Genomic DNA, 24,538 nt, shown 5'->3' on the forward strand with positions numbered 1-24,538 from the left:
AATCAGAATCCTCTTTAGCCGCTCTAGCCTGCCCGTGCCGGTAGATGTTGAAACATGCTCTTAAACATCGGCCATCTCCTACCTCTACAGGGGTAATTGCCGAATACAGTGCACATCCGTACACTGCGCCACCTTTTGTCCGGATAGGCCGTGTCGATGCTTTTTTTGCTGCGTATGTTGTTGATGGGCCTGCACTTTATGCTCGCCGGTGTACTGGGCGTGCTGGTCGGTCTGTGTCGGCCATTCAATCCGGACAACAGTCGCCTGTGTGCTCGCCTCTACGCGCTCCCAGCCATGTGGATTTTGCGGCTGAACGTGAAGGCCGATGTGGACTCGCTGCGCTACAAGCCTGGCACCTGCGTGATCATCGCCAACCACCAGTCCAACTATGACCTGTTTGTGTTCGGCAACGTGGTGCCCTACCGCACGGTATGCATCGCCAAGAAAAGCCTGAAATGGGTGCCGCTGTTCGGTCAATTGTTCTGGCTGGCGGGCAACGTGCTGATCGACCGAGGCAATGCGCACAAGGCGCGCCGCGCGATGCTTACCACGACTCATACCTTGCAGCATGAAGACACGTCTATCTGGGTGTTCCCGGAGGGCACGCGCAATCTGGGCAAAGGTTTGCTGCCATTCAAGAAAGGCGCGTTTCACATGGCGATTGCGGCCGGTGTGCCGATTGTGCAGGTGTGTGTCAGCAATTACGTCACTCACATGCAACTCAATCGCTGGAACAGTGGGGATGTGCTCATACGGTCGTTGCCGCCGATTCCTACCACTGGGATGACTGCGGATGACATCCCTATGTTGATGCAGGCCTGTCATGTGCAAATGGATGAATGCATTGCAGAGATGGACCGCGAATTGCAAAGTCCCGCAACAATAGAACTCCCTTCCAGCTAAGCTGCCCAACACCTGTCCTCCCAATAAGAAGCGATCAGCACCATGGGTAGAGTTGTTGCGGCCGCCGTCTACAGCGCCGGTAAGAAAGTCACGGATATCACCCTCGATGAAGGCGCGGCCTGGGCCGCCAAACCCGATCACTTTGTATGGATCGGCCTGGAAGAACCCGACGCCCAGGAACTGGCCAACCTGCAACGCCAGTTCAACCTGCATGAATTGGCCATCGAAGACGCCCTGGAAAAACACAGCCGTCCGAAGCTGGAAACCTTCGGCGATGCGCTGTTTATCGTCACCTATTCACCGGTGCGTGAGAACGGCAAGCTGGAGTTTATCGAGACGCATATCTTTGCCGGCAACGGCTACATCATTACCGCCCGCAACGGTCACTCGGCGTCCTACGGTTTTGTGCGCCAGCGCTGTGAGGCGCGGCCACTGTTGTTGGAGCATGGGGAAGATTTCGTACTTTATGCGCTGCTGGATTTCGTCACCGAGAACTACCAGCCGGTAAGCGAAGCGATCCATGCCGAGATCGATGAGCTGGAGCGCAATGTGCTGTGCAGTTCGTTGAGCGAGCGGGACATTCAGAAGATTCATGGCCTGCGTCGCGACGTATTGCGGCTCAAGCGTTATGTGGCGCCGATGGTGGAGATCAGCCAGGAGCTGCAAAAACTCAGCTTTCCTTTTATCGACAAGAACATGCGCCCGTACTTCCGTGATGTGCAGATCCACGTGACGCGGCAGATGGAAGACCTGACCACCCTGCGCGATATCGCCAGCCAGACCATCGAGATCGGTGTGCTGCTGGAGGCGTCGCGCCAGAGTGTGGTGCAGCGCAAGTTCGCCGCATGGGCGGCGATCCTGGCGTTCCCCACCGCAGTGGCAGGGATTTACGGGATGAACTTCCAGAACATGCCCGAGCTGCAATGGCACTACGGCTACTTTGCGGTGCTCGGGTTTATCGCGGTGGGTTGCACCAGCCTGTGGGCCAGTTTCAAGCGTTCGGGCTGGCTTTAAACCTGAGCCTCTGGCTTGTGCGCGACGAAACGCATCATCCATTCAGCCACGGTGGCGCCGTGGTGGTCGCGCTCAAGGCTGGCCACGCCGTTCGTGTAGACCTTTTCGCCCAACGTCGTCTGAAGAATCTCCAGCAACTCGCGGGAATAGTCGTGAATAAATTCCGGGTGCCCCTGGAAGCACAGGACCTGGTCGCCGATGTGGTACGCCGCAAACGGACAAAAGGCGCTGGAGGCAATGACCGTGGCATTGTCCGGCAGCGTAGTGACTTGGTCTTGGTGACTGATCAGTAGCGTCAGTTCTTCCACTTCCGGGCTCATCCACGGCGTCTTGGCATCGAGCTTGTAGTCGTGGATGCCCATGCCCCAGCCCTGGCCGGCGCGTTCGGTCTTGCCGCCGAGCAACAGTGCCAGCAGTTGGTGACCGAAGCAGATGCCGAGCAGCTTGTCGCCGCGCTCGTAACGTTCAAGCAGGTAGGTCTTGAGGGTCTGGATCCACGGGTCGGTGCCAAAGGAGTCGGCCTTGCTGCCGGTCACCAGGTAGGCGTCGAACACTTCATCGTCCGACGGGTACTCGCCGTTCACCACGTTGTACACGACAAACTCGGCGGGAATGGGCTGCTTGGCGAACAGGCGCTTGAACATCTGCCCGTACCCTTGGTATTGATCGATCAAGCCTGGACGCAGGATATCGGTTTCCAGGATACAGACGCGTAGCGACATAAAAAATACCTGACACGGTGATGGGAATATTGCACACCCCAGAGCCTGCCTTGAAATACCCCTTCAAGGCAAGCCCCCTTTAATCACCTGAACGTGTCACCTTGCGCCGCTTTTTCGAGCAGTAACGCCGGTGGCGTGAAGCGTTCGCCATATTGCTCAGCCAAGTAGCGAGCGCGGGCAATGAAGTCGTTTAACCCATATTGGTTGATGAACTGCAACGCGCCGCCGCTCCAGGCCGCGAACCCAATGCCGAAGATCGACCCCACGTTCGCGTCCGCCGTAGACATCAACACACCCTCCTCCACGCAACGCACGGTCTCGATGGCCTGGATAAACAGCAGGCGGTCGCGCACATCCTGGGGCGAGATACGTTGGTCGGGCCGTTCAAAGCGGCTTTTCAGCTCTGGCCAAAGGTATTTCTGGCCACCGTTGGGATATTCATAGAAACCGCCCCCCGCCGCCTTGCCCACGCGTTTGTATTCGTTGACCAACAGATCGATGACCGCCGTCGCCGGATGTGTCGGCGCAGCCTTGCCTTCCGCCTGCAGATCCTTGGCCGTCTGCTGCCTGATATGGCTCATCAGGCTGAGGGAAACTTCATCCGACACCGCCAGCGGCCCCACCGGCATGCCGGCTTTGCGCGCTTCAGTCTCGATCATCGGCGCGGCAACACCTTCGCCCAGCATGGCGATGCCTTCGTTGGTAAAGGTGCCAAACACCCGCGAGGTGAAGAAGCCACGGCTGTCGTTGACCACAATCGGGGTTTTCTTGATTTGCAGGACGAAATCGAAACCTCGGGCCAGGGTTTCGTCGCTGGTACGCGCGCCTTTGATGATTTCCACCAGCGGCATCTTGTCCACCGGGCTGAAGAAATGCAGGCCAATGAATTTGCCTTGATCCGGCACCGCCGTAGCTAGGCCGCTGATGGGCAAGGTGGAGGTGTTGGAGGCAATCACAGCGTCAGCGCCGACCACGCTGTGTGCGGCGGCGGAGACCTTGGCCTTGAGTTCCCGGTCTTCGAACACCGCCTCGATGATCAGGTCGCAACCGGCCAGATCGTCATCGCTGGCCGTAGGAAGAATCCGCGCCAGGATGGTTTCCCGCTGTTCGGCGGTCAGTTGCCCACGGCTGACTTTCTTGTCCAGCAACGCCGCCGAATGCGCCTTGCCCTTCTCGGCGGCCGCAAGATTGATGTCCTTGAGCACCACCTCAATTCCCGCGCTGGCGCTGACGTAGGCGATGCCTGCGCCCATCATCCCTGCGCCGAGCACACCGACCTTGCGCGTGACGTAAGGCGCGAAACCTTGCGGCCGCGAACTGCCTGCATTGATCTCGTTAAGCTGGAACCAAAAGGTGCCGATCATGTTCTTCGCCACTTGCCCCGTCACCAGCTCGGTGAAATAGCGCGTTTCGATCAGGTGCGCGGTGTCGAAATCCACTTGGGCGCCTTCGACGGCGGCGCAGAGGATTTTTTCGGGCGCGGGGAAACAGCCCTGGGTCTTACTGCGCAGAATCGAAGGCGCAATCGCCAGCATCTGCGCAACTTTCGGGCTCGATGGTGTACCACCGGGAATCTGGTAGGCCTTGTTGTCCCACGGTTGCTTGGCGTCCGGATTGGCCAGGATCCAGGCGCGGGACTTGGCCAGCAGTTCATCGCGATCCGCCGCCAGCTCATTCACCAGCCCGGCTTGCAGCGCCTGTTGCGGCCGCACCTTCTTGCCTTCGAGCAGATACGGCAAGGCCTTTTCCAACCCGAGCATGCGCACCATGCGCACCACCCCGCCGCCGCCCGGCAGCAGGCCCAAGGTGACTTCCGGCAAGCCAAGCTGCACCGATTTGTCGTCCAGCGCCACGCGGTAATGGCAGGCCAGGCAAATCTCCCAGCCGCCCCCCAGCGCCGCGCCATTGATCGCGGCCACCACGGGTTTGCCGAGGGTTTCCAGGCGGCGCAGTTGCGCTTTCAACACCAGCACGCCGTCGTAGAAATCCTTGGCGTGGGCCTTGTCGACCGCGATCAGTTCATTGAGGTCGCCGCCGGCAAAAAATGTCTTCTTGGCCGAAGTGATCACCACGCCTGCAAGGCTATCTTTTTCCGCCTCCAGACGTTCGACCGTGGCCGCCATGGCCTCGCGGTACACGCCATTCATGGTATTGGCGCTCTGGCCGGGCATGTCGAGGGTCAGCACCACGATGCCGTCCTGGCCTTTTTCGTAACGAATAGCTTGGGTCATGACAAATTCCTTGGGCTCAGAGGCGTTCGATAATGGTGGCGATGCCCATGCCACCGCCGACACACAGGGTGGCCAGGCCGTAGCGCTGCTGACGCACCTCCAGCTCGTCGAGCAAGGTGCCGAGGATGGCGCAACCGGTGGCACCCAGCGGGTGGCCCATGGCGATGGAGCCGCCATTCACGTTGACCCGCGCCGCGTCGATGCCCATGTCCTTGATGAACTTGAGCACCACCGAGGCGAAGGCTTCGTTGACCTCAAACAGGTCGATGTCTTCGACGCGCAACCCAGCCTTGGCCAGGGCCTTGCGCGTGGCGGGCGCGGGGCCGGTGAGCATGATGGTCGGATCGGTACTGGTGACCGCCGTGGCGACGATACGCGCACGGGGTTGCAGGCCCAGTTCCCGCCCCTTGGCCTCAGAGCCGATCAACATCAACGCGGCACCATCGACGATCCCGGAGCTGTTGCCCGGTGTGTGCACATGCTGGATGCGCTCCACATGGCTGTAGACCCGCAGCGCGGTGGCGTCGAAGCCCATCTGGCCCATCATTTCAAAGCTGGGCTTGAGCTTGCCAAGGCCTTCCAGGGTCGAGTCGCTCCGGATGAATTCGTCATGGTCCAGCAGCACAATGCCGTTCTGGTCCTGCACCGCGATCAGCGATTTGTTGAAGGAACCGTCCGCACGCGCCCTGGCCGCTTTCTGTTGGGAGTGTAGGGCGAAAGTGTCGACGTCCTCACGGGTGAAACCTTCCAGGGTGGCAATCAGGTCCGCGCCGATGCCCTGGGGAGTGAAGTGGCTGTGCATATTGGTCTGCGGATCGAGCACCCACGCGCCACCGTCACTGCCCATGGGCACGCGGGACATGGACTCGACGCCACCGACCACCACCAGGTCTTCGAAGCCGGAACGCACCTTCATCGCGCCCAGGTTGACGGCTTCCAGGCCCGACGCGCAGAAGCGGTTGATCTGCACACCGGCGACGCTGATGTCCCAGTCCGCGACTAAGGCGGCGGTCTTGGCGATGTCAGCGCCTTGGTCGCCTACTGGGGTCACGCAGCCGAGCACGATGTCGTCTACGTGGTGTGTGTCGAGGTCGCTGCGCCGGGCCAGCGCCGTGAGCAGGCCGGCCACCAGGTTTACCGGCTTGACGCTGTGCAAGGCACCGTCGGCCTTGCCTTTGCCACGGGGCGTGCGTATCGCATCAAAGATCAAAGCTTGGGTCATGACGTCCTCGAACCGCTGTGCATGTGTGCCTCTACCTTAGGCCCGATTGACACGGTTTCAATGACGGATGCGCTCATTGCTTTTGACCCCCTCGCTCGGACGAACGGTAGTCTCCTAAGCTAATCGCCGGGTTAATCGTTTTAGCTGTCTAGCCAAGGCATTGGCGCCAAGATGGCGATATGCCTCATGCCTTTTTAAGCTGAAATATTCATTAGCTGATATGAAATGAGTCTAAGCCACGAAGAACGAGGGCTCTAAGGTTGAATCAGTAGGAAGCCACTGCCGGGTTTTGCTGGAGCGGCTGTAAGAAAAGCGACACGTCATCTCGCCATACTGAAATAAAACCGGCACGCATTTGACGCTCAGGAATAACAACAAAAGGCAGTCAGCCATGTTCAAACATTCGAAAGTACGTCAGGCGGGACTCATTCTGTTCGCCACCACACTGATTCTGATCTTGCCCAACTTGACCAAGGTCATTGGGTGACCCCCCAACGCCCACATTCCGTGCCTTCACAGCACCGGGTTTGCAGCTTTTGGCAGCACCTGCCGGGACATTGCGCATAGCGGTCCTGCAGGGGCTGCCTTTTTGCGCGCCAATTTCCGGTATCGTGAGCGCCATCGCCACCTCACACCGGGCCTCCCTCTTGAAACCGATCTTCGCCCTCCTCGCCTTGCTGATCGCGCTTCCCGCTTCGGCAGCACAATTGACCATCGAACTCGACCACACCCGCAAGACGTGGCAGACCGCTGACCTGCTCAAGCACCCGCAGGCGCAAACGGTGCAGATTGTCGATGACGTTTCCTACAAGCGCACCATGAGCTATCGCGCAGTGCCCTTGGCCGCGCTCCTACCGGGGCTAAAACCTGAAAGCCACTTGCAGGCTGTTGCCCTGGATGGTTTCGCTGCCGAACTCACCGCTGCGCCGCTGCTGGAAACCCAAGGATCACGCGCCTGGCTGGCGGTGGAGGATCCTGCCCAGCCATGGCCTGCACTGGCGGAAGGCAAACCGAGTGCCGGGCCGTTCTACCTGGTGTGGACCGACCCACAAGCCGGGCACATCAGCCCTGAGCAGTGGCCGTTCCAGATCTCCGGGATCAAACAGTTGAAGACGGTTGCCGAGCGCTTTCCCGCACTGTTGCCGGATCCAAAGCTGGCAGCGAATGACCCGATCAACCAAGGCTTTGTTCTGTTCCAGAAAAACTGCCTGGCTTGCCATCGCCTAAATGGCGCCGGCGACGCGCAGGTGGGGCCGGATTTGAACATTCCGTATAACCCCACCGAGTATTTTGGCGGTGATTTTCTCAAGCGCTATATTCGCGACCCGCAGAGCTTGCGGCATTGGCCGCAGGCGAAGATGCCGGCATTTTCTGCCAGCGTGTTGCCGGACGGCGAGCTGGATTTGTTGGTGGGCTACTTGAAGCATATGGCGGGCCGTAAACATCCTCTGTAGGAGCGAGCTTGCTCGCGAAGAACCTTCAGACACCGCGGGCGATCATAAGCGCTGCGTTAGCGATGACGTTTTTCGCGAGCACGCTCGCTCCTACAGTCATTGCTGCGGCGCCACAAACACCTTGGCATGCATCTGCTCATGCCCCCCGCCACGCCGCATCCCACGAACTGGGCAGGCGTCGAGGTAATCCAACCCCACCGCCAGCTTCAAATGCCGCTCCGGCCGTGCGAGCTGGTTGGTCACATCAAAGCTGTACCACGCGTCATCCAGCCAGGCTTCAGCCCAAGCGTGGCTGGCCAGGTGCGTGCTGTCCTCCGAGTACAAATACCCCGACACATACCGCGCTGGAATCCCCAGGCTGCGCGCGCACGCCAGGAACGCATGCGTGTGGTCCTGGCACACGCCCGCACGGCCGGCGAAGGCCTGGGCGGCGCAGGTGTCGACTTCGGTGGCGCCGGGCGTGTAGACCATCGCCTGGTTGAGCGCGTGCATCAGGTCGATCAACGCGGTGCGATCGCGACGTTGACGGCATTGCTGGTCGGCAAAACCGCGCAAGGCTTCGTCAGGTTCGGTCAGGCGGGTGCAACGCAGAAACGGGAATGCGGATTGGTGCTCATGTTCGGCCTCGCGCAACTCGTCGATATCCACCTGACCACGGGCGCCGATGATGATGGCATCGTGGGGTTCATCCAAAGTCAGCACATGCAGGATGTTGCCGAACGGGTCCACCTGCGCCCGCACCGGGCGTGGCAGGTCGAGCTGCCAGCTGAGTACGTGCTGGCGTTCGCTGTCGTGGGGCGTCAGGCGCAGGTACTGGATGCTGGCGCGCACTTGGTCTTCGTAGTGGTAGGTGGTTTCGTGGCTGATGGAGAGTCTCATGCCGCCTCCAGGTAGGAACTGTAGATGGCGTCGCCCAACTGGCGGACCAAGGGGATAAAGTCGGTCAGCCAGGCGTGCAGGCCTTCCTCAAGGATTTCATCGATGGCGGTGAAGCGCAGGCGCGCATCCAACTCGGCCGCCAGACGCTGGGCCGGTCGACCATTAAGGCCGGGCAGGCTGGCAAGGATCTGGTCGATCTCTTCGCTGCAGGCACGCAGTGAGCGCGGTACATCGGCGCGTAACAGCAGCAACTCCGCCACTTGCCGCGCGCCGGGGGCATCGCGGTAAATCTCGGTGTAGGCCTCGAACGACGACAGCGCACGCAACAAGGCACTCCACTGATAGTAGGCGTGGGCGGTGCCATCGGTGACGGCTTCGGCGCGATCGCCCGCCATCTCGTAGCGGGCGTCCAGCAAGCGCAGCGTGTTGTCGGCACGCTCGATAAAAGTGCCCAGGCGAATGAAGCGAAACGCATCGTTACGCATGATGGTGCCGTAGGTGGCGCCGCGAAACAGATGGGAACGCTCTTTTACCCACTCGCAGAAACGGCTCATGCCATAGCGGCTCAAGCCCTGCTGGGCGATATCGCGAATATCCAGCCAGGTGGCGTTGATGTTTTCCCACATGTCGGCGGTAATTCGCCCACGCACCGCATGGGCGCTGGCCCGCGCGGCGCCGAGACAACTGTAGATGCTGGCCGGATTGGCAGCATCCAGCGCAAAGAAGTGCAACAGGCGTTCGGCGTGCAGCTCGCCGTGACGTTCGTGGTAATCCTCCAGGGTGCCGGTGATCAACAGCGGCATGGCCAGTTCATGCAGGCCATCGCCGCGCCCGTCCTGGGGCATCAGCGACAGCGAATAGCTGACATCAAGCATGCGTGCGAGGTTTTCCGCACGTTCCAGGTAGCGCGACATCCAGTACAGATCTGAAGCAGTTCGACTCAACATGGCATCAGTCCTCGACCACCCAGGTGTCTTTGGTGCCGCCGCCCTGGGACGAGTTGACCACCAGCGAGCCCTCACGCAACGCCACGCGGGTCAAGCCACCGGGGACCACACGGGTTTCCTTGCCGGACAACACGAACGGACGCAGGTCAATATGGCGCGGCGCAATACCGTTTTCGACAAAGGTCGGACAGGTGGATAAACACAAGGTCGGCTGGGCGATATAGGCGTGGGGCTTGGCCTTGATGCGGGCGCGAAAGGCTTCGATTTCCGCGGCGGTAGACGCCGGACCGACCAGCATGCCGTAGCCGCCGGAGCCCTGGGTTTCCTTTACCACCAGGTCGGGCAGGTTGGCCAGCACGTGGGACAATTCGTCGGGCTTACGGCACTGGAAGGTCGGAACATTCTTCAGAATCGGCTCTTCGTCCAGGTAAAAACGGATCATCTCGGTGACGAAGGGGTACACCGACTTGTCATCCGCCACGCCGGTGCCGATGGCATTGGCCAATACCACATTGCCAGAGCGATAGGCTGCGAGCAGGCCGGGCACGCCGAGCATGGAGTCCGGGTTGAAGGCTAACGGATCGAGGAACGCGTCATCCAGGCGACGGTAGATCACATCCACGGCCTTGGGCCCGTCGGTGGTGCGCATGAAGACGCGGTCATCACGCACGAACAGATCGGCGCCTTCCACCAGTTCCACGCCCATTTCTCGGGCGAGAAAGGCATGCTCGAAGAACGCACTGTTGAAGCGACCTGGCGTCAGTACAACCACGCTGGGGTTATCCAGGGGGCTTGAGCTTTTCAGGGTATCCAGCAGCAGATTGGGGTAGTGGTCGATGGGCGCGATGCGCTGGGCAGCGAACAGTTCGGGGAACAGGCGCATCATCATCTTGCGGTCTTCGAGCATGTAGCTGACGCCGCTCGGCGTACGTAAATTGTCTTCGAGCACGTAGTACGTGCCGTCACCATCGCGTACGAGGTCGACGCCGGAGATGTGGGAATAGAGGTCGCGGTGCAGGTCCAGCCCCTGCATCGCCAACTGGTATTGCTCGTTGGCCAGCACCTGTTCAGCAGGAATGATTCCGGCCTTGATGATGCGCTGTTCGTGATACAGGTCGGCGAGAAACATGTTCAGCGCCTTGACCCGCTGGATACAGCCGCGCTCGACAATCCGCCATTCGCTGGCGGGGATGCTGCGCGGGATGGTGTCGAAGGGAATCAACCGTTCCGTACCCTGCTCATCCCCGTAGAGCGTGAAGGTGATCCCGGCGCGGTGAAACAGCAAATCGGCTTCACGCCGGCGCTGGGCCAGTAATTCGGCAGGGGTTTCAGCCAACCAACGGGCGAACTCGCGGTAATGCGGCCGGACCTGGCCTGCCCCATCGTACATTTCATCGTAATAAGTGCGGATCATGCCGAACTCCTTGTCACCCGGGCGCTAGAACCATCGCAAGGCCCGTGCCAGCGGCATAAACACTTAAAAATCAGTGAGTTGAATTACAACCAGAATCCAGCCGCACCGTCCTGGTGCGCAGAATGCCCGGTGCATGGCCCGACGCTTCATCGCAATGCGGGCTTTGACTATCAACAGCATAGTCAGAGTTGATTTCACTGCCTGGCCAAGCCTGCGGATAATCGGCCCCATCTGCTGAACAGGACGCGTCCTACAGTTCCAGCGAACCGCTCTTCCCTTTAAGCCACCCTCTCGGGTGGCCTTTTTTTTGGTGCGCAAAAATAGCGCGCAAGTTCCGAATATTTTTCCACGGCACAAACAAAATCGGCCGACCCAAAGGTCAGCCGATACGCTGCGTTTCTCATACTTCAAGCTGCTACATGGGTAACCCACGCACCTCCTGCTTCACGCCCCATCCCTCGATGATCCCGCCCAGCGGCTCGACCACCGCCCCAAAGTCTTGCTCGAAGTCTCCTATGCCATCGTAGGTAGCGGACATGATCTTGCTCAGTTCCAGGTACCAGGCGCCATCGTCGCGCGCACTGACCTGGGCATTCAGGGATTCCCCACGAAACTCACCCGCAGCCCGGCGCGCCCGTTCCTCATCCGGGAAAATGGCGTAGAACTCGATGGGGTGGAAACGCGAGAAGTCGAAACCGCCTTCTTTCATGCGGCGCAGAACGTTGGTGCTGATGTCTTCTTGATAGGCTGTGCTCATGAAAAGTGCTCCTCGAATTGATGGATAGACTTTCCGTGCTTCCCGAAGCCCACGCCTTACTGGCGTGGGAACTACGGCAACAACATCACCGCTGGAAAACAAGCATGTAGCTGACAAGACCAGAACTAGCGATTCATTCGCTGATCTCACTTGCAGAGTAGCGCGAAGCTATCACCTCCACCAGAGGTGCTTGAAGGGTGGACAGGGAATGTTCAGGCGGCGGGAGAGATGTCGAGGATCTGGATACTGTTCTGGTCTTTGAGGATCTTGACCGTAGGTTCGGGCTTGCGGCCCTCAAGGTCATTGAGGTCCAATTCGGCGGCAACGGGCACCAGCTTGTTGCGGATCATGTGTGCCGCATCTTCGAGGCTGGGCTTCTGCTCGCAGGTGAACTGCTCGACGGACTTCACGCCGTGATCATCAACGAAGGTAATCTGCCACTTTTGCATCGGTGCCTCCTCGATAAAACCCATGTGTGGGCTTACCTCTATCTGGACCTTGGGGGCTCGGCAAACGTTCCACCCAAGGCAGGAGACACCTGATCAGCTGCGCTTACTTTTCAGCGTGTTGTTTCAACGCTTTCAAGGTGTTGAACGGCGCATCCACCACGAACTTGTTGGCCAGCCACGAGGGCACGCTGCCGCCTGGTTCGGTGTGCACCTGGTAGGTGACCTCGGTCTGGTTGTCGCCTTTAGGCACCAGTTTCCAGAAACCGTCGACCTGGGCGACACGTACGTAGCCTTTTTCTTCGGGCTTGTAGGTCGGCACGCCTTCCAGCTTACGGGTCAGCGTGCCATCGGCCGCTTTGGTGGTGGTGATGTGCAGGTAGGAATCACGATCCGTCACGGGGAACGGGGCTTTGAATTGGGTGTAGGTCCAACTCTCGTCGCCTTTCTTGTCGACCAGCTTCTGGGATTTGCACTCGTGGATCCAGGCACAGGCACCGGCGACGTCTTCTTGGAGGGCAACAATCTTGGCCACCGGCGCCTTGATCACGGTCACACCGCGATACGCCTTGTATTTGGAGCCGGCAATTTCGCTCAGGGACACCTTGATACCGTCTTCGTCCTTGGCGACTTGCCAATCCTCAGCCTGGGCAGTGGCAGCAAACAACACCGTAAAACCGCACAACACAGCCATTCGTTTCAGCGAACCCATTGTTGTATTCCTTATTGTCGAAGTTCCGAAAAAAAAGTTCCGATAGTAAAGCCCATCAAGCCGCCGTCATCTGCTCCCACCAGCCGATCAAGCGGATCGCATCGGCCTGGTCGGTGCCGCAGACCTCGAGATCCGCCTTGAAATCACTGCACACCGCCGGGCGCTCCGGCTGGCCGAAAATCTGGCATAACAGTTCGACCGACAGGTGCACGCAGCGAACGCCTGCCGGTTTGCCCTGTGGCATTCCGGGTAATGGCGAACTGATGGACGGGGCGATGCAGCATGCGCCACAGCCTTCACGGCAATTCATGACCAGCAGGTCCTCGACGACTCAATGTGGATGGCCGAGCTAGAGTACGCCCTAAAACAGCCGTTTTAAAATGGTCTAACAGGGGTTTTTCGCAGAAAACAAAAGTGACTGACCAGTCTCCGACACGTGGTCGGCGATCCACGTCACCTTTGTGGGAAAAGTTTACTGCTTGAATTCAAATTCCAATGCTGCACCTTCCACTTCGCGCCGTTCTTCGTTGCGCAACTGCAGCTTCATTTCATTGCTGAGCAGGCGGCCGTTGATCTGGAAGGCGCTGTTGTCGGCGGGCTTCTCGCCAAACATCGGCGGCAACAGTGGCACACTCTTGGGTTTTGGCATGGTGCCGATGGGCTGCAAGTGCCTGACCATGTCGGATGGCAGCGACAGGTCCAACTGTGCCGGTGGCAATTGTGTCTGCGCCACTTCGCGCGACGCCTTGGACTTACTGGCCGCACGTTTTTTGGCGGCAGCAGTGGGTTTCTTCACCGCTGGCGCTTTTTTTACAGGGGCCGGCTTTTTCGCGGGGGGCTTCTGCTCGGTACTGGCGGCGGGCTTCGTTTCGCTCACAGGGGCTGCCGCCAGCGATGTGCCGACGTTGCACAGGCTTAACAAGCCAATCACCAAAACCGCGCGAACAATCGAAGTCATATTGCCTACAGCATTAACGGCAGAGGGCCATATGCTCGCTTGTTGTGCGCGGCATGACAAGCGCGGTGATTAGCGTGCTATAGGATTTGTCCCCTTTCTGAGCGTCACAGTCCGGCTGCCGTCTCCTGGCACAACTGGCTCGCCAGCATCCCCAAAGTCATCAGCGCCCGCTCTGCCTCGCGGTTCCACGGCGTGCCGCAGTTGAGGCGAATACAATGGTTGAACTGCTCGGTATTACTGAAAATCAGCCCCGGCGCGATGCTGATGCCCTGTTGCAGTGCACGTACGTGCAGTTCCTGGGTATTGACCCGTCCGGGCAAACTGACCCACAGGATGAAACCGCCGGTCGGACGCGTCATCTGGGTGCCTTCCGGGAAATATTGCTGCACCGCCAGCTGGAAGGCGCTGAGGTTCTTGCGGTATTCCTGGCGGATGTAACGCAGGTGCCGGTCGTAACCGCCGTTTTCCAAGTACGCAGCGACGCCCATCTGCGTAACACTGCAAGCGGAGTGGGTACTGAACATCTGCAAGCGCTGGATTTCCTGCTGATACTTGCCGGCGATCATCCAGCCGATGCGCACGCCGGGAGACAGCGTCTTGGAAAAGCTGGAGCAATAGATCACCCGATCCAGGCGGTCATAAGCCTTCAAGGCCTTGGTGCGGCCCAGTTCGAACATCAGCTCGCCGTAGATATCGTCCTCGACAATCTGGATATCGAAGTCCGACGCCAGGCGCAGCAACTGTTTCTGCCGCTCTTCGGGCATGGTGCCGCCCAGCGGGTTGCTCAGCCGCGTGGTCAGCACCAGCGCCTTGATCGACCACTGGTTGGCCGCCAGTTGCAGGGCTTCCAGGCTCATGCCGGTGGACGGGTCGCTGGGGATCTCAATGACCTTGAGGCCCAACAGGTCAGCCAGTTGCAGCAAACCGTAATAGGTCGGTGACTCTGCGGCAATCAGGTCGCCCGGCCGCGTCAGCACGCGCAGCGACATCTGCAAGGCATCGACGCAACCGTGGGTGATCACCACTTCGGAAGGGTCCACCACCACGCCCGCATCGCGCATGCGGATCGCCACCTGACGGCGCAGCGGCTCAAAACCGGGGCTGAACATGTAACTGAATGCCCGTGGACTCTGGAACCGCGTGACCTTGGCCAACTGCTGGTGCAGCGCGCGTACCGGCAAGTAGTCCACGCTCGGCACGGCGGCACCCAGCGGGAACACGCCTTCACGGCGCGACTCGCCCAATACCTGCTGGATGATACTGCTGCGGGTAACCAACCCCGGACGCTCGACCCGTGCAATATCCGGCGTCGGCGCGGTGAGTGCTGGCGTCTGGTGCACGTAATAGCCGGACTGCGGCCGCGCCCGGATCAGCCCCTGGTCTTCCAGGTTGGCGTAGGCCTGCAACACCGTGGCGTGGCTCACGTTCAACTGCGAGCTCATCTTGCGCACCGAAGGCACGCGCTCGCCCGGTTGATAGACACCGCGCCGGATATCCTCAGCCAGTTGCTGGGCGATACGTTGGTAAAGCAACAGATTGGTCATGACGCAGCACTCGATTTCACGGGTATTTTATTTTTGTGTGAAACATACCGGCACAGTTTAGAAGTGTACGGGGACAGTTGCCACAATAGTCGAGCGCGGGCGGGAGTGACAGTAAAAACTGTAATGCTAAGGCGCATAAAAAACCGATCATTGACCGGCTTACGCCACCTGTAGGAGCTGGCTTGCCAGCGATGCAGGCAACTCGGTCTATCAGGTAAACCGAAGCGATGCTATCGCTGGCAAGCCAGCTCCTACAGGTTGATCTGTGTCAGCTGCCTAACGGGCGGCGCCGAGTTGGCCTTTTTCGTCGGAGAAAACGATTTCAACGCGACGGTTCTGCGCCCTGCCCCGCTCGGAAGCATTGGCCTCCACCGGGTACTGGTCGCCATAACCCTCGACCTGGATGCGTTTTTCGTCGATCCCAAGGTCAACCAGCACATCCGCCACCGACTGTGCGCGGTCCCGCGACAGTTTGAGGTTTTCGCGCTCGCCGCCAGTGTTGTCGGCATACCCCTCGATGCGCACCACGCGCTTGGGGTTGAGTTGCAGGAACTGTACGATTTTCAGCACCGTGCGGTTGGCCGAGTTTTTCAGCTCTGCTTCACCGGTATCGAACAGCACATCGCCCAGGGTCATCACCAGGCCGCGATCGGTCTGGGTAGTGGCCAGGCTGGCGATCTGTTCTTCAAGCCACTTGCCCTGCTGCTGCACACTGGTCAGCTTGTTTTCCCGCAGGGCCAATTGCAGGCGCTGGCGCTCCAGTTCGAGCTTGACGCGGCGTTCTTCATTGAGCCCCTGCTCGCTGTGTTCGCGAGCAATCGCACTGTAGCGCTGGCTCAGGTAGGCGTAATGCACCACATCGGCGCCACTGCCCCAGTAGCTGGACAAACGGTCGGCACGGGCCAGGGACTCACCGGCGCGGATCACGTCCTTGGGCGCAAAGCGCAACACGTTGGCATCTTCCTTGACCTGCTGGAAGTCGTTGCCCGCCTGTTGCAAGGCCTGCTCGCTGTCGGGATGGCTGGCGCAACCGCCCAACACGGCGGTGCCCAACAGCACCGCACAGCTCAAACTACGGATCATCGGGCTCATTGGGCTTCCCCCAACTGCAATTGCTTGCGCAGGCGGGTAATACGGGTGTTGAGCACGTTCAGTTGTTCCTGGCTCTTGCGCGTCAGCACCTTGGCTTCGGCCAGGCGTGCGTCCAGCTCGGATTGCTCGAAACGCATACGGGCGTTTTTGTAGGATTGGTCGGCCATGCTCGACTTGGCCCGGGCGAACTTGGCTTCGGCCAGTTTCAATTCAGGCGATTCATCCGCGTTGGCCCCCACGGCACTGGCTTGCTCCAGGGCTTGCTGGGTGAGGCGCATTTGTTCATTCGGCGCAGGATCGGCTGCACATCCCGCCAGAGCGACAACGGCGAGGGCCGCGAAAAGAGGTCGAAGAGTCACTGAAAATCCCTACTTTGTTGGGGTGCCGACGGGTTGCTGCAATTGCGCTTTCCAGCGCTCCAGATTGCTCTGCAACGCAGCTTGCGCCACACCGGACGCGGGCAATTCTGTCATCTTTTTGGCCAGCTGTCCGCGTAGCCACGGATCATTGCAGGCCGAGTTGTGGGAAATCGCCAGGTACAGGCCCGGCTGGTCGATGGGGATATCGCGCGCGATCAAGTCATTGCTCATGCCCAAGGTCTGCGCCATGGCCATGCCGGAATAACGCCCGGCCAGCACGTAGTCCACTTCACCCAGCAGTAGCTTCTGAAACGTTGGTGTCAGCGACGGCAGGCGTTGCAGGCTCAGTTGCTCACCGGCGAAGGTTTCGAAGGCCGCGCTCAAACGCGCACGCTCTGACACCGCGCCTTTGTGCCCGTGCAGGTCGGCGGCCGTGGCATAGGCCAGCGCCGAATCCTTACGCGTCCACACCAGGTAGTCGAGTTGCACCAAGGCAGGATGGATGTAATCGAGGGTTTCCAGCTCGCCCAGGTTCAGCGGCGCGTCGGCAAGGATGTCCATGCGCCCGCTGCGCACTTCCTCCAGGGCCAGGGAACGCTTACCGCCGTAGAGCAGGTCGACTTTCAAGCCGAGGTCCTTGCCCACTTGTTGCAACACATCGGCGGTGGCGCCGATCAGGTGCGTGGGGTCTTGCGGGTCGCGCCAGAGCAACGGCGGTGCGTCCGGGCTGCCGGTGATCACCAGGCGATCGCATTTGCCGGCGGCCAGCGACAGCGTCGGCAGCAATGTGAGGCCCAGCAGTAGAGCCCAAGGGCGCAATTCCATGGCGTGTGTCTCCAAGTCAAAAAAAAGCCCGGTCACAAGGACCGGGCTCTTTATAAGTGAAGCGACTGGATTAGACCAGCTTCTCCAACTCAGGGACGGCTTCGAACAAGTCCGCCACCAGGCCGTAATCAGCCACCTGGAAGATCGGTGCTTCTTCGTCCTTGTTGATCGCAACGATCACTTTGGAGTCTTTCATACCGGCCAAGTGCTGGATCGCGCCGGAGATACCGACGGCGATGTACAGCTGTGGCGCAACGATCTTGCCGGTCTGGCCGACCTGCATGTCGTTGGGTACGAAACCTGCGTCAACGGCCGCGCGCGAAGCGCCGACCGCAGCACCCAGCTTGTCGGCCAGGGCGTACAGGTGCTTGAAGTTGTCACCGTTCTGCATGCCACGGCCGCCGGAAACGACGATCTTGGCAGCGGTCAGCTCAGGACGATCCGACTTGGCCAGCTCTTCGCCTACGAAGCTGGAAGTGCCAGCGTCGTGGGCAGCCGCAACGGCTTCAACGGCAGCCGAACCACCTTCAGCGGCAACCGGGTCGAAACCGGTGGCACGCACGGTGATGACTTTGACCGAAGCGTTGGACTGTACGGTCGCGATGGCGTTACCGGCGTAGATCGGGCGCTTGAAGGTGTCGGCGCTTTCAACCGAGATGATCTCGGAGATCTGGTCAACGTCCAGCTGCGCGGCAACGCGCGGCAGGATGTTTTTGCCGTTGGAGGTAGCAGCAGCCAGGATGTGGCTGTAGCCAGCGCCCAGCTCAGCAACGAGCGGAGCAACGTTTTCCGGCAACTGGTGAGCGTAAGCGGCGTTGTCGGCCAGCAGGACTTTGCTCACGCCAGCGATTTTCGCTGCGGCTTCAGCCACGGCACCAGCGCCTTGGCCTGCTACCAGCACGTGAATGTCGCCACCGATTTTAGCGGCAGCGGCCACGGTGTTCAGGGTGGCCGGGGCCACAACCTTGTTGTCGTGTTCTGCGATTACCAAGATAGTCATGGTTAGATTACCTTCGCTTCGTTTTTCAGTTTCTCGACCAGTTCGGCCACCGACTTGACCTTGATGCCCGCGCTGCGTGCAGCCGGTGCTTCAACCTTGACGGTCTTGTTGGTAGAGGCGGTGGAAACGCCCAAAGCTTCAGGAGTGACCGACTCAAGCGGCTTCTTCTTGGCTTTCATGATGTTTGGCAGGGACGCGTAGCGCGGCTCGTTCAAACGCAGGTCGGTGGTGACGATGGCCGGCAGCTTCAGGGAAACGGTCTGCGCGCCGCCGTCGATTTCACGGGTTACAGCTACGCTGTCGCCGCTCACTTCGACTTTGGAGGCGAAGGTGCCCTGGCCGTAACCGGTCAGTGCAGCCAGCATCTGGCCAGTCTGGTTGTTGTCGCTGTCGATGGCCTGTTTGCCGAGGATCACCAGCTGAGGCTGTTCCTTGTCGACAACGGCTTTGAGCAGCTTGGCCACGGCCAGAGAGGTCAGCTCTTCAGCGGACTCGACCAGGATGGCACGGTCTGCACCCAGTGCCAGGGCGGTACGCAGCTGCTCTTGAGCAGTGGTAGGGCCGATGGAAACCACGACGATTTCAGTCGCCACGCCTTTCTCTTTCAGGCGGACGGCTTCTTCCACAGCGATTTCGCAGAAAGGGTTCATCGACATCTTGACGTTAGCAAGGTCGACGCCGGAATTGTCCGCCTTGACGCGAACTTTCACGTTGTAATCGACAACGCGTTTGACAGCTACAAGAACCTTCATGGATTCCTCGTTACTCTCCGGTGAAAAGAAAGTCGCCTAGGCGAACCTGGCGGTTGATGCTCATCGGCACACAAGGGCACCTCCAAAAACGCAGGCGGCGACCTTGCTCACGGGAAATGATGACCGTTCGTCAGTGGTGACTGAGAGGTCATTCTTTATCGCAGCGTGTAAACTGCGCGCCATTGTCTGGACGCGCGCCACCTGTCTTGCTTTTGGACGTGCTCTTGAAACCTGCAGTCTGCCTACGGTTAGCGCAAAACCGACCGTATATTGACCGGAACACCTATTCTGGTCAATACGGCAAAATAGCCAGTCATAAGCCGCACCACTTTGATTTACCTAGCCTGCGGGCAATTCAAACAAACGTTTGTATTGGACGCTAGCAGTGGTGTAGATATAATGCGCCACCTAGAGAGAAAGGTGGGTCTTGCCGTTGCCGCAAGACAACACCGAACCTCCACCCATTAGAAAAAAAAGCCTGTTGAGCCTTGAGTAGGAGATAGCCTGTGGAACGCGAATACATGGAATTCGACGTGGTCATCGTCGGCGCTGGCCCGGCGGGACTGTCTGCCGCCTGCCGACTGAAGCAGAAGGCCGCCGAAGCCGGTAAGGAAATCAGCGTCTGCGTGGTCGAGAAAGGCTCCGAAGTCGGCGCGCATATCCTCTCCGGTGCCGTGTTCGAACCACGCGCCCTGAACGAACTGTTCCCGGACTGGAAAGAACTTGGCGCCCCGCTCAACACCCCGGTGGTGCGCGACGACATCTATGTACTGCGCAGCCCCGAAGCCTCCACCAAGGTGCCTGACTTCTTTGTGCCCAAGACCATGCACAACGAAGGCAACTACATCATCTCCCTGGGCAACCTGTGCCGCTGGCTGGCCCAGCAGGCCGAGAACCTGGGCGTGGAAGTCTACCCAGGCTTCGCCGCCCAGGAAGCGCTGTTCGACGAAAACGGCGTGGTGCGCGGGATCATCACCGGCGACCTCGGCGTCGACCGTGAAGGCAACCCGAAAGAAGGCGTCTACACCCCTGGCATGGAACTGCGCGGCAAGTACACGCTGTTCGCCGAAGGGTGCCGTGGCCACATCGGCAAGCAGCTGATCCAGCGTTTCAACCTGGACAGCGACGCCGACGCCCAGCACTACGGCATCGGCCTCAAGGAAATCTGGGAAATCGACCCCGCCAAGCACCAACCTGGCCTGGTCGTCCACACTGCTGGTTGGCCGCTGGACATCATGAGCGCCGAAAACACCGGCGGCTCGTTCCTCTATCACCTGGAAAACAACCAGGTGGTGGTCGGCTTGATCGTCGACCTGTCCTACAGCAACACTTTCCTGTCGCCGTTCGATGAGTTCCAGCGCCTCAAGCACCACCCGGTGCTGGCCCAGTACCTGGAAGGCGGCAAGCGCATCAGCTACGGCGCACGCGCCATCTGCAAAGGCGGCCTGAACTCGCTGCCGAAGATGGTCTTCAAGGGCGGCGCGCTGATCGGTTGCGACCTCGGCACCCTGAACTTCGCCAAGATCAAAGGCAGCCATACCGCCATGAAGTCCGGCATGCTCGCCGCCGACGCCGTGGCCGACCGCCTGTTCGCCGAATCCGAGGGCGGTGATGAACTGACCGCTTACGTCGACAGCTTCAAATCCAGCTGGCTCTACGAAGAACTGTTCGCCAGCCGCAACTTCGGCCCGGCCATGCACAAGTTCGGCCCGATCATCGGCGCCGGCTTCAACTGGTTCGACCAGAACATCCTGGGCGGCAAGATGCCGTTCACCCTGCACGACACCAAGCCGGACTACGCCTGCCTCAAGCTGGCCAAGGACAGCAAGAAAATCGACTACCCGAAACCCGACGGCAAGCTGAGCTTCGACAAGCTGAGCTCGGTGTTCATCTCCGGTACCAACCACGAAGAAGAGCAACCCTGCCACTTGAAGCTCAAAGACCCGAGCATCCCGATCGGCACCAACCTGCCGCTCTACGATGAACCGGCGCAGCGCTACTGCCCGGCCGGCGTGTATGAAGTGATCACCAAGGAAGACGGCGAGAAGCGCTTCCAGATCAACGCCCAGAACTGCGTGCACTGCAAGACCTGTGACATCAAGGACCCTTCGCAGAACATCACCTGGGTCACGCCGGAAGGCGCGGGTGGGCCGACTTACCCGAATATGTAAGCCCAAAAAAAGGCTCCCAAATGGGAGCCTTTTTTATAGCTGACACAGCGCGGTCAATTGTGGGAGCAGGCAAGCCAGCTCCCACATTGACCGAGGCGTATCAAGCGGCGCGTTCTTCGCCGGGATTGCGTAGGAAGTAGCGTTTATATTCCCGACTGAACTGCGACGTACTCTGATACCCCACGTTATGCGCCGCCTGCGCCACGCCCATGCCCTCCACCAGCAGCAGTTGCTGAGCCTTGAGCAAACGCAAACGCTTCAAGTACTGCACCGGCGACAACAACGTACAGCGCTTGAAATGTTCATGAAACGTCGACGCACTCATGTGCGCATACCCCGCCAGTGTCTCGATATTCAGCGGCTCGGCGTAATGGGCATGCAGGTGATTCAACGAGGTGGCGATCCGCGAAAACTGCCCCTGCTGTTCCACCAGCGCCCGCAACACATCCGCCTGCGGCCCCCGCAACGCGGTGAACAACACTTCCCTGACCCGCGCCGGGCCCATGATCCGGCTTTCCAGCGGATCGTGCAGACACTCCAATAGCCGTTCAACGGCACCGCGCATCGCGTCATCAAGCATCACCGAGCTCATTGACTCCAGCGTCTGTGCGGTCGGTGGCGGCCCGGCCTGAATGCCCATGGCCATGACCAATTCACCCAGCACCACGCGATCAATGCCCACCGTGACGCCGTACAACGGCGCATCGGACGCCATGGCAAACGTCTCGCATTCGAACGGCACCGGCATCGCCTGGATCAGGTAATGCCCGGCGCCATACTCCAGCGTACGCGGGCCGAGGTAGGCGACTTTGCTGCCCTGGGCCACGAACATCAGACTTGGCTCGTAGATCTGCGGCCCACGCGCCACGTCGCAACTGGCGCGCAACACCTGCACGCCGGGCAGGTTCGTCGGCGAGAAACCGTCGCAGGGCGTAAGCCCTTCAATCAAGGCAACCAGCGTGGCGTTGGCGTCGAGATGGCGGGTGAGCAACATGGCAAAAAACTTCGCGAAAAGGGGATGAGAACATCATCGCAGGTCTGGCGTCACAAGGATCCAAACACGAGGCACTCCCGGACGAATAGGCATGAGACTCGGAGCAATCGCCATGGCCGCATCAGGACCCGGCGCGGAGAATGCGCCGCCTCACCTGTCATTGCTTTTGCGAGGTTTCCCCATGTTCACCGCCATCGGTTACGCCGCCCAGTCGGCCACCACTCCCCTCGCCCCCATGTCGTTCCAGCGCCGCAGCCCGCGCGTCGATGACGTGGCCATCGAGATCCTGTACTGCGGCGTCTGCCACTCCGACATCCACCAGGCCCGCAACGAGTGGGGCATCGCCGTGTACCCACTGATGCCCGGCCACGAGATCGTCGGCAAGGTCACCGCCATTGGCGCCAACGTCACCGCGCACAAAATCGGCGACCTGGTGGGTGTGGGCTGCATGGTCGATTCGTGCCGTCACTGCGACGCGTGCCAAGCGGACCTGGAGCAATACTGCCTCGAAGGCCCGACCATGACCTACGCCACGCCGGACCGCGTCGATGGCAGCAACACCATGGGCGGTTACTCCGACAGCATCGTGGTCAGCGAACATTTCGTGGTGAAGATCCCGGCCAAGCTCGACCTGGCCAGCACCGCGCCGATCCTGTGTGCCGGCATCACCACCTACTCGCCGCTCAAGCACTACGGCGTGAAGGCTGGCGATAAAGTCGGCGTGCTCGGCATGGGCGGCCTGGGCCATATGGGCATCAAGTTTGCCAAGGCCATGGGCGCGGAAGTGACCTTGTTTACCCGCTCGGCAAGCAAGGCCGAAGAAGGCCGTCGCCAGGGCGCCGATCATGTGATCGTGTCTACCGACGAAGCCCAGATGAAAGCCGCCGCCGGCAGCTTCGATTTCCTGCTGGACACCATCCCCGTGCAGCACGATCTAAACCCCTACCTCGACGTGCTGCGCTTTGACGGCGTGCATATCCTGGTTGGCCTGATCGAGCCGGTGGACCCGCCCGTCAACGCCGCCAAGCTGGTGCTGGGCCGCAAGGTGCTGGCCGGTTCGTTGATCGGCGGCATTGCCGAAACCCAGGAAGTCCTGGATTTCTGCGCCGAGCACGGCATCACCTGCGACATCGAAATGCTCGACATCCGCCACATCAACGAAGCCTACAGCCGCATGATCGCCGGCGATGTGAAGTATCGCTTTGTCATCGACATGGCGACGTTGAAGGCCTGATCAGGCCTTCGCGCCCAACTCCGCTGACAGCCGGGCTGCGACCTGTTTGACCACAGGAATCAGCTCGGCCATTTTCTCCAGCGGCATGTAGGGCACGGTACTGGCGATGCTGATACCGGCGACGATGCGCCGGCTGGCATCGCGCACCGGTGCCGCCACGCAACGGATCGACGGTTCGTTGTCTTCCAGGTCGAACGCATAACCGCCCACCACGTATTCATGCATGCGCTGCTCGAACTGTGCCCATGACTGTTCTGGGTGCTGCGGCCATTGCAGGCTTTTCCCACCCGCTGGCAGGCTGACTTCGTACAGACGTTGCCACTCGGCAACCGTGTCATCCAGCAGCAATGCCTTGCCGATCCCGGTGCGCGCCAGCGGCATGCGATGGCCGACCCGTGAGCGCATTTCCGGGCCATTACGGCCGGGGTTCTTGTGCAGGTACAGCACGTCGTCGTATTCACGGATGGCCAGGTGGATGGTGTCGCCGGTCAACGCCGACAACTCATCCAGATACGGAACGGCCAAGGTTACCAGCGGCAACTCCTCCCGTGCCTGGAAACCCAGCTCGATCAACTTCGGCCCCAACAGGTAACCGACCTGCGGCACCACGCGCAGGTAACGCTCTTCCACCAGGCAACTGGCCAGGCGGTGGGTGGTGCTGCGGGTGGTACCGATGCGCTTGGCGATCTCTTTCAGATCCCGCGCGCCTGCCGCCACCGCTTGCACCACGCCCAGGCCACGCAGCAGGGTCTGGGTGCCGGTGGGGGCGGCGTCTTTGACGGGGGTGTGGGCGTTTTCCTGCATATCAGGCCTATGTGGTGGTACGAAAACGGCGAACATTATGATCTCTGGTGCCTTCCGTGGCGAGCAGGCTTGCCACAACAAGCTCATCAGCCGCAAAGATCAGC

Annotated in this window: 24 protein-coding genes; 5 read left to right on the forward strand and 19 right to left on the reverse strand. The window is 60.1% G+C overall.

The window, feature by feature from the left end:
- The first annotated feature begins 156 nt into the window (after nt 1-156).
- Together CI807_RS29500 and CI807_RS29505 are read left to right on the forward strand one after the other, a co-directional pair.
- Entirely contained in the window at nt 157-903 is a 747-nt protein-coding gene (locus CI807_RS29500; protein WP_095017269.1) for a 1-acylglycerol-3-phosphate O-acyltransferase, read from the forward strand.
- A gap of 42 nt (nt 904-945) precedes the next feature.
- Nucleotides 946-1,917: a magnesium and cobalt transport protein CorA gene (locus CI807_RS29505; RefSeq protein ID WP_016979227.1), complete on the forward strand. Its 972-nt coding sequence runs from the start codon at nt 946-948 to the stop codon at nt 1,915-1,917.
- Here CI807_RS29505 and CI807_RS29510 read toward each other — a convergent pair.
- The 3 genes from CI807_RS29510 to CI807_RS29520 all read right to left on the reverse strand — a co-directional run bounded on the left by CI807_RS29510 (nt 1,914) and on the right by CI807_RS29520 (nt 6,092).
- The gene (locus tag CI807_RS29510) at nt 1,914-2,639 is read right to left on the reverse strand and encodes an amidotransferase (protein WP_095017270.1); all 726 of its coding nucleotides are present in this window, start codon (nt 2,637-2,639) and stop codon (nt 1,914-1,916) included. The genes CI807_RS29505 and CI807_RS29510 overlap by 4 nt on opposite strands.
- Before the next feature lie 83 nt (nt 2,640-2,722).
- On the reverse strand, nt 2,723-4,870 hold the full coding sequence (locus tag CI807_RS29515; protein ID WP_095017271.1) for a 3-hydroxyacyl-CoA dehydrogenase NAD-binding domain-containing protein: 2,148 nt from the start codon (nt 4,868-4,870) through the stop codon (nt 2,723-2,725).
- 16 nt (nt 4,871-4,886) lie between these two features.
- Complete coding sequence (locus tag CI807_RS29520) at nt 4,887-6,092, reverse strand: acetyl-CoA C-acetyltransferase (RefSeq protein ID WP_095017272.1); 1,206 nt, start codon at nt 6,090-6,092, stop codon at nt 4,887-4,889.
- A gap of 647 nt (nt 6,093-6,739) precedes the next feature.
- Between CI807_RS29520 and CI807_RS29525 the strand changes: the two genes are divergently transcribed.
- Nucleotides 6,740-7,546, forward strand: coding sequence for a cytochrome c (locus tag CI807_RS29525; RefSeq protein ID WP_095017641.1), 807 nt, complete (start codon nt 6,740-6,742; stop codon nt 7,544-7,546).
- 96 nt (nt 7,547-7,642) lie between these two features.
- Here CI807_RS29525 and CI807_RS29530 read toward each other — a convergent pair whose 3' ends face one another.
- The 14 genes from CI807_RS29530 to CI807_RS29595 all read right to left on the reverse strand — a co-directional run bounded on the left by CI807_RS29530 (nt 7,643) and on the right by CI807_RS29595 (nt 19,231).
- The gene (locus CI807_RS29530) at nt 7,643-8,425 is read right to left on the reverse strand and encodes a transglutaminase family protein (RefSeq protein WP_095017273.1); all 783 of its coding nucleotides are present in this window, start codon (nt 8,423-8,425) and stop codon (nt 7,643-7,645) included.
- A complete protein-coding gene (locus CI807_RS29535) occupies nt 8,422-9,372 on the reverse strand; it encodes an alpha-E domain-containing protein (protein WP_095017274.1) in 951 nt (316 codons plus the stop codon). The genes CI807_RS29530 and CI807_RS29535 overlap by 4 nt, the downstream gene beginning before the upstream one ends.
- A gap of 4 nt (nt 9,373-9,376) precedes the next feature.
- Complete coding sequence (locus CI807_RS29540; protein ID WP_034108288.1) at nt 9,377-10,786, reverse strand: circularly permuted type 2 ATP-grasp protein; 1,410 nt, start codon at nt 10,784-10,786, stop codon at nt 9,377-9,379.
- Between the two features lie 415 nt (nt 10,787-11,201).
- Complete coding sequence (locus CI807_RS29545) at nt 11,202-11,543, reverse strand: ribonuclease E inhibitor RraB (RefSeq protein WP_010208429.1); 342 nt, start codon at nt 11,541-11,543, stop codon at nt 11,202-11,204.
- Nucleotides 11,544-11,755: 212 nt separating this feature from the next.
- Nucleotides 11,756-11,992, reverse strand: coding sequence for a hypothetical protein (locus CI807_RS29550; protein WP_025999984.1), 237 nt, complete (start codon nt 11,990-11,992; stop codon nt 11,756-11,758).
- A gap of 103 nt (nt 11,993-12,095) precedes the next feature.
- Complete coding sequence (locus CI807_RS29555) at nt 12,096-12,701, reverse strand: START domain-containing protein (protein ID WP_095017275.1); 606 nt, start codon at nt 12,699-12,701, stop codon at nt 12,096-12,098.
- Between the two features lie 55 nt (nt 12,702-12,756).
- Nucleotides 12,757-13,011, reverse strand: a complete 255-nt coding sequence (locus CI807_RS29560) for a YkgJ family cysteine cluster protein (RefSeq protein ID WP_016979374.1) — start codon at nt 13,009-13,011, stop codon at nt 12,757-12,759.
- A gap of 162 nt (nt 13,012-13,173) precedes the next feature.
- A complete protein-coding gene (locus CI807_RS29565) occupies nt 13,174-13,659 on the reverse strand; it encodes a translation initiation factor 2 (protein WP_095017276.1) in 486 nt (161 codons plus the stop codon).
- 104 nt (nt 13,660-13,763) lie between these two features.
- Entirely contained in the window at nt 13,764-15,203 is a 1,440-nt protein-coding gene (locus CI807_RS29570) for a PLP-dependent aminotransferase family protein (RefSeq protein ID WP_015885400.1), read from the reverse strand.
- A gap of 276 nt (nt 15,204-15,479) precedes the next feature.
- The gene (locus CI807_RS29575) at nt 15,480-16,295 is read right to left on the reverse strand and encodes an OmpA family protein (RefSeq protein WP_095017277.1); all 816 of its coding nucleotides are present in this window, start codon (nt 16,293-16,295) and stop codon (nt 15,480-15,482) included.
- Nucleotides 16,292-16,654 (reverse strand): DUF4398 domain-containing protein, encoded by a 363-nt coding sequence (locus tag CI807_RS29580; protein ID WP_095017278.1) that lies wholly within the window; start codon nt 16,652-16,654, stop codon nt 16,292-16,294. Before CI807_RS29580 ends, CI807_RS29575 begins: the two co-directional genes overlap by 4 nt.
- Nucleotides 16,655-16,663: 9 nt before the next feature.
- A complete protein-coding gene (locus CI807_RS29585) occupies nt 16,664-17,479 on the reverse strand; it encodes an ABC transporter substrate-binding protein (RefSeq protein ID WP_095017279.1) in 816 nt (271 codons plus the stop codon).
- A 70-nt stretch (nt 17,480-17,549) separates the two neighbouring features.
- The gene (locus CI807_RS29590) at nt 17,550-18,479 is read right to left on the reverse strand and encodes an electron transfer flavoprotein subunit alpha/FixB family protein (RefSeq protein WP_016980004.1); all 930 of its coding nucleotides are present in this window, start codon (nt 18,477-18,479) and stop codon (nt 17,550-17,552) included.
- 2 nt (nt 18,480-18,481) lie between these two features.
- A complete protein-coding gene (locus CI807_RS29595) occupies nt 18,482-19,231 on the reverse strand; it encodes an electron transfer flavoprotein subunit beta/FixA family protein (RefSeq protein ID WP_028617555.1) in 750 nt (249 codons plus the stop codon).
- Nucleotides 19,232-19,737: 506 nt separating this feature from the next.
- On the opposite strand from CI807_RS29595, the gene CI807_RS29600 reads away from it, so the two are divergent.
- Nucleotides 19,738-21,402 (forward strand): electron transfer flavoprotein-ubiquinone oxidoreductase, encoded by a 1,665-nt coding sequence (locus CI807_RS29600; RefSeq protein WP_010208416.1) that lies wholly within the window; start codon nt 19,738-19,740, stop codon nt 21,400-21,402.
- Nucleotides 21,403-21,502: 100 nt separating this feature from the next.
- Here CI807_RS29600 and CI807_RS29605 read toward each other — a convergent pair whose 3' ends face one another.
- Nucleotides 21,503-22,396 (reverse strand): AraC family transcriptional regulator, encoded by an 894-nt coding sequence (locus CI807_RS29605; RefSeq protein ID WP_095017280.1) that lies wholly within the window; start codon nt 22,394-22,396, stop codon nt 21,503-21,505.
- A gap of 181 nt (nt 22,397-22,577) precedes the next feature.
- On the opposite strand from CI807_RS29605, the gene CI807_RS29610 reads away from it, so the two are divergent.
- Complete coding sequence (locus tag CI807_RS29610; protein ID WP_095017281.1) at nt 22,578-23,630, forward strand: NAD(P)-dependent alcohol dehydrogenase; 1,053 nt, start codon at nt 22,578-22,580, stop codon at nt 23,628-23,630.
- Here the strand turns inward: CI807_RS29610 and CI807_RS29615 are convergent, their stop codons facing one another.
- Nucleotides 23,631-24,434 (reverse strand): IclR family transcriptional regulator, encoded by an 804-nt coding sequence (locus CI807_RS29615; RefSeq protein WP_095017282.1) that lies wholly within the window; start codon nt 24,432-24,434, stop codon nt 23,631-23,633. It lies immediately after the preceding gene.
- Between the last annotated feature and the right edge of the window lie 104 nt (nt 24,435-24,538).

The organism is Pseudomonas sp. NS1(2017), from assembly GCF_002269425.1.
Lineage (GTDB): Bacteria > Pseudomonadota > Gammaproteobacteria > Pseudomonadales > Pseudomonadaceae > Aquipseudomonas > Aquipseudomonas reactans.